The 6,821-nt window shown below is 40.3% G+C and carries 8 protein-coding genes; 4 read left to right on the top strand and 4 right to left on the bottom strand.

Features of this window, described 5'->3' with window-relative positions:
- Positions 1–80: 80 nt before the first annotated feature.
- Positions 81–1,709 carry a methyl-accepting chemotaxis protein gene (locus L1D50_RS20320; RefSeq protein ID WP_128726954.1) on the top strand — a complete coding sequence of 543 codons (1,629 nt, stop codon included), beginning with the start codon at positions 81–83 and terminating at the stop codon, positions 1,707–1,709.
- A gap of 188 nt (positions 1,710–1,897) precedes the next feature.
- On the opposite strand, the gene L1D50_RS20315 is transcribed toward L1D50_RS20320, so the two are convergent.
- The 4 genes from L1D50_RS20315 to L1D50_RS20300 form a co-directional block, all read right to left on the bottom strand.
- Positions 1,898–2,158, bottom strand: coding sequence for a hypothetical protein (locus L1D50_RS20315; RefSeq protein WP_128726955.1), 261 nt, complete (start codon positions 2,156–2,158; stop codon positions 1,898–1,900).
- Between the two features lie 275 nt (positions 2,159–2,433).
- Complete coding sequence (locus tag L1D50_RS20310) at positions 2,434–2,862, bottom strand: hypothetical protein (protein WP_235956564.1); 429 nt, start codon at positions 2,860–2,862, stop codon at positions 2,434–2,436.
- A 6-nt stretch (positions 2,863–2,868) separates the two neighbouring features.
- Complete coding sequence (locus L1D50_RS20305; RefSeq protein WP_235956565.1) at positions 2,869–3,066, bottom strand: hypothetical protein; 198 nt, start codon at positions 3,064–3,066, stop codon at positions 2,869–2,871.
- Positions 3,067–3,140: 74 nt separating this feature from the next.
- Positions 3,141–3,305, bottom strand: a complete 165-nt coding sequence (locus tag L1D50_RS20300; protein WP_235956566.1) for a hypothetical protein — start codon at positions 3,303–3,305, stop codon at positions 3,141–3,143.
- A gap of 351 nt (positions 3,306–3,656) precedes the next feature.
- Between L1D50_RS20300 and L1D50_RS20295 the strand changes: the two genes are divergently transcribed.
- From L1D50_RS20295 to L1D50_RS20285, 3 genes are all read left to right on the top strand, one after another.
- Positions 3,657–5,069 (top strand): AMP-binding protein, encoded by a 1,413-nt coding sequence (locus L1D50_RS20295; RefSeq protein WP_239966684.1) that lies wholly within the window; start codon positions 3,657–3,659, stop codon positions 5,067–5,069.
- Positions 5,054–6,139, top strand: coding sequence for an acyl-protein synthetase (locus L1D50_RS20290; RefSeq protein ID WP_239966683.1), 1,086 nt, complete (start codon positions 5,054–5,056; stop codon positions 6,137–6,139). The genes L1D50_RS20295 and L1D50_RS20290 overlap by 16 nt, the downstream gene beginning before the upstream one ends.
- A partial coding sequence (locus tag L1D50_RS20285) for an acyl-CoA reductase (RefSeq protein WP_345773975.1) occupies positions 6,120–6,821 on the top strand: 702 nt, incomplete at its 3' end. The genes L1D50_RS20290 and L1D50_RS20285, both read left to right, overlap by 20 nt.

Here is a 6,821-nt window from a genome sequence, read left to right as displayed (position 1 = left end):
ATAAAAACCACTGACTTTTCAAATACAATACCGCTTCTTTAAATAGCAACCATCATCCACGGATTCATTGAGCTCCAATAATGCAGTTAAAAAAACTATCTATCTCTAACCAAATAACGTTAAGTTTCACCTTACTTTTTGTCATTTTCATTGGTGTTGGCCTGATGAGCTACCAAGGAATGAAAGAAGTAAACGCCAACCTGAACGACATAGTCAGAACCAGCATTCCATCAATGGAAACCATCAAAGACATTAAAATTGACTTAGCAACGATACGAAAAGATGAGTTTAGTACTGCGCTAAACCCTGAAGATCCAGAGGTGCATAACTGGCTCACTATTTTAAGAGATTTGAAAAAATCACTCAATGATAAGGTAGCATTTTATCAATCATTACCTGTCAGCAAAGAAGAAAAAGCTTTGTTCGGTGCCTTCATTACCGCTTGGCAGCGATACGCCAATGCCACGTATAGTTATGAGAGCCTCATTCTAAGTGGTAATGCCAAAGAAGCAAATCGAATTATTTTGGATAGTTACCCACTGTTTGCCAACGCCATGTCTGAGCTTAGCGAATTGGAAGCTTTGAATGATAGTAGTGTTGAAAAGTCCGAGCGCTCGGCTATATCGGCAGTTAATAGTACCCTATTCACCTTGGCGATTTCCGGAATACTCGTTGCAGTGACCATAGTAGTTATCTGTATGCTGCTGAGTAAAACGATTAAAACACCGCTTGCTTTATCCGTGGATCTTGCAAGTAAAATAGCCCGTGGTGAACTAAATCACGCGATTACTGTTGAAGATACAGGTAAAAACGAGCTCGGTTTATTGACCCAATCTTTGGAAAAAATGCGTTCACAGTTACACGCTTTGATCACCATAATCAATGATTCAGCCATCCAATTAACCGCTGCGGTGGAAGAAGTGAATGCTATTTCTTACCAAAATGCACAAGGTATGAATGTACAACAGAATGAATTGCAATCCGTCGCATCCGCGATGACACAGATGCAAGCGGCAATTAGCGAAGTCGCTAAAAGTACAGAAATGGGCGCTGAATCAGCAAATCAGGCGAGCGAAAAAGCCAGAGAAGGCAGCGATGCACTTAAATCAAATATCAATCATATTTCAGAAGTTGCACAAACGGTGACATCTGCAGGCGAGCTTGCCAATAATCTCGAGAAAAACTCACACAACATTAATGTGGTTGTTGACGTGATCAGAGAAATCGCGGAGCAAACAAATCTATTGGCATTAAATGCCGCCATTGAAGCCGCTCGTGCAGGCGCCCAGGGACGTGGTTTTGCCGTTGTTGCGGATGAAGTTCGCTCACTGGCCCAACGCACTCAAGATTCAACCACACAAATTGTTGAAATCGTCAACGACCTACAAACCAAGTCGAAGGAAACCGGTGTGGCAACCAAGAGCTGTGAACAAGGTATTGCACTTTGTGTTGAGCAATCAGAAGTCGCTGGTAATATGATACATCAAATTGAATCTCAGATTGATAGCATCGCAGCAATGAGTACGCAGATCGCGTCAGCTTGTCATCAACAATCAGTTGTTTCTGAGGAGCTGAATAAAAATATCGAGACTATCAATTACTCGGCCGTTGAAATGACCGAAGGCGCTAACCAAACCGCAACGGCGTGTAACGAAATGAGTAAACTTGCCCACGACTTAAAGTCACAAGTCGACAAATTTACGCTTTAGTAACTGGGCAAATTTTTGCTATTTTAGTGGCTCTAAATGAGAGACCTTTAACACAGTTAGCATCAAATTTGCTCTTTCAGATTGAGTCAGTATTAAGACAAATTGGTATCACAGAAATGTGTAAAACCAGAGCTTGAACACAAGCTCTGGTTAATGGAAATTAGCCTCACACAATTTAGTGCTGAATGCTAGTTTCCTGCCTGTAGGCTTTGATGATTAGTTTGACATTCAAGGTCGTCTTTTAACAGAAGTACTACTAAATACAGCACTCCTAAGGGTAGTGCAAATGTCAACATTACTCCGATAAACGCAGCAAGTTTAGGTTGCTGTGTTTTACGCGTGCCCAAAAAGTACGACAGCGCGCCCATAACCACAAACGGTACGAGCAGCAGAAAAAGCACACTCAAATCCCACACAAAATAACCAGCTAAAGTATTAGATTCATCCATATTAATTTCCTTATTTTTACAATCGCGATCAAATTATACACAGCTAACTCTAATTTGCATCTGTAAATTGATTTGCGTTATCGGGTTTCTACCGATTTCCTTTACGTTTCAGGTCCCGTTCCCCCTTTGCTCACTTAGTTTTTTGTAGATAAAGTTCAAGACTACATACTTCAAACGTTATTTGAGCATTTGTAGCATGTGTTAGCCTCCGTTTCACTACACTTAAAGAGTAAAGCGCACACCAAAGTAGTCACTGTGCGCTGCATACCAATCCGCTAATTGGCAGGTTTTAGCGTTTCGATTACCTGAGCATCAACCCAAAAAATATCAGCATTTCTTGGAGGTGTTGTACGATTAAAGAACAGATATTTGCCATCGGGCGTTACGCTCGCTGACGCCTCCCGCGCACTCGTGGTTACTTTGTCTCCCAAATTAATCGCTTCGCCCCAACTACCGTCTTTCAAACGAAAACTGATATAAAGATCTGAGTTGCCAAACCCTGAATCTCGAACCCCGTCCCATATAATGTAAGAATCATCGGGCGCGATAAATGGATGCGCATTATATAAGTCAGTGTTAATTTCAGGACCTAATTTAACCGGTCTTTGGCGTTGACCGTTTTTCACCTCAGAGATCCTAATAACATCGCCGCTTTTATTATCGTCAAACACATACGTACCACTCGAAGATGCACTTAACCGCATGATCCCCTAGCTTTCTTTATCAAACATAGGGCCTAGACTTTTGGCTTCAGACCAGCTCCCCTCTCGACGCGTCATAACATATTTACTCATATGCATGGTCACGCCATCTGGTGCTAATAATGGCCTGCCAACTCTTGGACCAACAACCGTATCATGCCACTGTTCTCCTCGCAGCTCGTACACAATTAAACTCCAACGGTTCACGTTCAGATCCTTTCGCGTAAAGTAAAAGTTTTCATATCGGGAGAGAAAAACGCATTGTGATCTCTGTGCTCTGTTTACACCGTGCCAAGCGCAAATACTTGAGGTGTGTCCCCAAGAGGTGTTTGACCAAGATAAGGACCTATTAAAGATACTTCTGCGTCTTGAGCGAGGCTCTTGCTGACCATTACTAAAGTTACGAATAGTATCAACCATTCAGACGTCAATAATTTGTTATCCATTTTTAGCTCCCTATTACTAACTAAACTTTTGAAATCAATTACAAAGGGTGCTCAAGCTAGCAGTTAGTGAGAGTGATGCCATGAAATTTGGATGAATTTTCGCTGATTTTAACGTTATACTTTTCTATCTTCTTCTTATAAGTTAATGTTTTTGTTTGTTTAAGCTAACATTACGGGTGTTATAGGCGCTATTCATGGAGTTCATATCAGTTTTAAACGTACCGCTATATTTTATTTATATGTTCACGTTGAGCATGTGATACTCATCTGATATCGGCGCGATTTTTGCAGTATTTTTATTGTAGAATAAACGTAATGCCATTAGCAGTTTTAACGTCAAAAGTTTAGCCCATGACCAAGATTCAAAGTGTAATCAACAAACAGTATCCAGAACACATTGCCGTGATCACTGAAAACGGCGAATCCTATACTTATCGAGCGCTGCTTGATGATGTTGCAAATGCAGCAAAACCCTTACAGCAAAAGGCTTTACTTTTTATCATCGGAAATAATGATTACCCTTGCCTTGTTCATTACCTCGCAGCAATAGAGGCAGAAGTCGTAGTACTGTTTTTAAGTGCAAATATGGCAGTAGAGCAGCTTGAAACGCTAGTGTGCACATACCAACCTAACTATGTTTTAACCAAAACAGAGAAAGCAGGTATTTTCTCTAAGTACACAGTTTTAAGCTCACAGGGTCAATATCAACTACTATGTAGCCCGTTAAATAAACCTCACACTTTACATCCCCAATTGGCATTTTTGGCTTCAACCTCAGGATCGACCGGCTCACCAAAACTCGTTAGATTTTCTAGACAAAACCTATTGAGTAACGCGCAAGCTATCAAAGAATATTTATCTATCACCCCATTAGAGCGCGCTATTGTACATTTGCCTATTAGCTATTCTTATGGATTATCTATTGTAAACAGCCATTTACTTGCAGGTGCCTCAATTTATCTTACAAATGAAACGATAATGGACAAGTCATTTTGGGAAAATATGACGACTCACGAAATTACCAGTTTCTCAGGAGTACCATTTCATTATGAATCACTACTGAGAATGAAGCTTGATACCATGAAATTGCCCCATCTTAAAACGATGACACAAGCAGGTGGTAAATTGGCAGAGCGATATTTGTCAAAGATACAAGCATTGACGAACACAATGGGTATTAATTTTTGGGTGATGTACGGTCAAACAGAGGCTTCACCTAGGATATCTTATATGCGGCCTAGTGATTTGAATACGCACCTTGGCAGTATCGGTAAAGCAATTCCGAGAGGAAAACTATGGCTCCAGGATGAGAACGGTAACGATATCACAGAGTCAGGCGACATAGGCGAGCTCGTCTATGAGGGAGATAATGTATGCTTAGGTTACGCTGAAACTATTTTCGACTTATCTAAAGGTGATGAAAACCAAGGCATTTTGAGAACAGGCGATTTAGCAAGCTGCAAACAGGGCTATTTCTATATAGAGGGCCGTTTAAAGCGCTTTATCAAAGTGTTTGGAAATCGTATATCTCTGAGTCATGTTGAAGCAACGTTGCAAGAATTAGGGTATGAAAGTGTCGCCTTTGGCACTGATGATAAGCTAAATATTGCCATTGTAGATGGCGAAGAAATTGATCTACGAACACTTAAAAAAACGTTCGCTGAACTATTTTCCATTAATTATACGGCCATCAAAATTCAAACTGTTTCACACATTCCTAGATTAGAAAGTGGCAAGGTAGATTATCAATGTCTTATGAAGTAGATGAAGTAATATTATCTGATTGGCCACCATACGCATGGCCTAAGCAGCAAAAGCAATCTGTATTAATATCAAAGTTGGCTGAACTAGATCAACTTCATTTGTCTCAATGTCCGTCATTTGCAAAGCTTAAGCAGTCGATGCCTAATATTGACTTAAATAGCCACCCATTTAGTCCGTTTTTTCCTCTGCCAGTCAGACTATTTAAATCTCAAGAATTAAAAAGTGTACCACAAGAAAGTGTTATTAAGACGATGATGTCTTCGGGAACCTCTGGACAATCCGTTTCCAAAATCTATCTCGATAAAAGAACATCAGCGCTGCAAGTAAAAATACTCTCTAAACTAGTTACTCACTTAATTGGTAAACAGCGCCTTCCAATGCTAGTTATCGACTGTCCGTCTACCGTCAAAAATAGAACAAAGTTTTCGGCTCGTACTGCGGGTATCTTAGGGTTTTCAATGTATGGGCGAGACATCACTTACGCATTGAATGATGATATGACAATAAACTTTGATGCTCTCAACGCATTCATAGACAAATATCAAGGACAGAAAAAGTTTATCTTTGGCTTTACTTATATAGTTTGGCTTCATTTTGTTGAAGCCTTAGAGCAATTGAGCAAAAAAATTGATTTATCCGAAAGCATTTTGCTTCATGGTGGTGGCTGGAAGAAAATAGAAGCAAATAAGGTAACCAAGTCACATTTTAAGTCTAGATTAGCTAACGTTACTGCAATCCAGAGTGTACACAATTACTACGGTATGATTGAGCAAACAGGGTCTATCTTTATGGAGTGTAAACAGGGTCACTTCCACTGCTCATCATGGTCTGAAGTAATAATTAGAGATTTTAAAACATTACAACCAGTTAAAGATGGTAATTTGGGGCTTATTCAATTAATTTCTGCACTCCCTCATAGCTACCCTGGACACAGTATCTTAAGTGAAGATATCGGTGTAAAGCTTGGAGAAGATGACTGCCAGTGCGGCTGGAAAGGTACCTATTTTGATGTGCTGGGTAGAGTAAAACAAGCGGAAGTGAGAGGGTGCAGTGATACTTATTCCAAATAACATTCAAGCTCACTTTACAACCTTAGTTGGCTCATCATCTGATTTTCATATTCAGCCAACAAGGGCTTGGGAAGAGCAGACCATATCGTTTTTAAATACACTTTCAGCAAGGCTACGACGACATCCAGAGGCAAATACGCTGCCAGATCTAATGGCGCTCGCGTTTTGGCTAAGAAAGGCCAACCTTTTATCAATGAAAACAAGCTCCTACTCAAACAGGCTATCTATAGGGCTAGGCTTAACCTTTCATATCTGCCCAGCAAACGTACCGATAAACTTTGCCTATTCACTCGCATTTGCGCTACTTGCAGGTAATAGCTGTGTTTTGCGCTTGTCATCTAAATCAAACCACAGCACAGATATTGCTTTACAAACTCTCTCGCAATTATTATTAGAGTCTGAGTACCAACCAATCGCACAACGAGTTTTTCTTATTCGCTATGAGCATAATGATGATGTCACTGCATTTTGGCTCAGCCAAGCAGCAGGAAGAGTGATTTGGGGCGGTGATCATACCATTAATAAAATGCGCCAATTTGCCACGCCTCCTCGCTCTAGAGAAATAGCTTTTGCAGATCGCTACTCTCTATGTTTGCTTGATGCTACCTATATTAGCTGTTGTTCTGACGAGCTTATCAATACCCACTGCCACCATTTTTATAATGATATATATCAGTTAGAT

Source organism: Pseudoalteromonas sp. Isolate6 (assembly GCF_022398435.1).
Lineage (GTDB): Bacteria > Pseudomonadota > Gammaproteobacteria > Enterobacterales > Alteromonadaceae > Pseudoalteromonas > Pseudoalteromonas galatheae.
Note: the sequence above shows the minus strand (reverse complement) of the source record. Positions and strands in the feature narration are given on the sequence as shown.

What these genes read in the sequence shown, in the direction of transcription:
- L1D50_RS20315 (WP_128726955.1), bottom strand. Translation starts at nt 2,158, where the DNA reads ATGGATGAATCTAATACTTTAGCTGGTTATTTTGTGTGGGATTTGAGT.
- L1D50_RS20300 (WP_235956566.1), bottom strand. Translation starts at nt 3,305, where the DNA reads ATGGATAACAAATTATTGACGTCTGAATGGTTGATACTATTCGTAACT.
- L1D50_RS20290 (WP_239966683.1), top strand. Translation starts at nt 5,054, where the DNA reads ATGTCTTATGAAGTAGATGAAGTAATATTATCTGATTGGCCACCATAC.
- L1D50_RS20310 (WP_235956564.1), bottom strand. Translation starts at nt 2,862, where the DNA reads ATGCGGTTAAGTGCATCTTCGAGTGGTACGTATGTGTTTGACGATAAT.
- L1D50_RS20295 (WP_239966684.1), top strand. Translation starts at nt 3,657, where the DNA reads ATGACCAAGATTCAAAGTGTAATCAACAAACAGTATCCAGAACACATT.
- L1D50_RS20320 (WP_128726954.1), top strand. Translation starts at nt 81, where the DNA reads ATGCAGTTAAAAAAACTATCTATCTCTAACCAAATAACGTTAAGTTTC.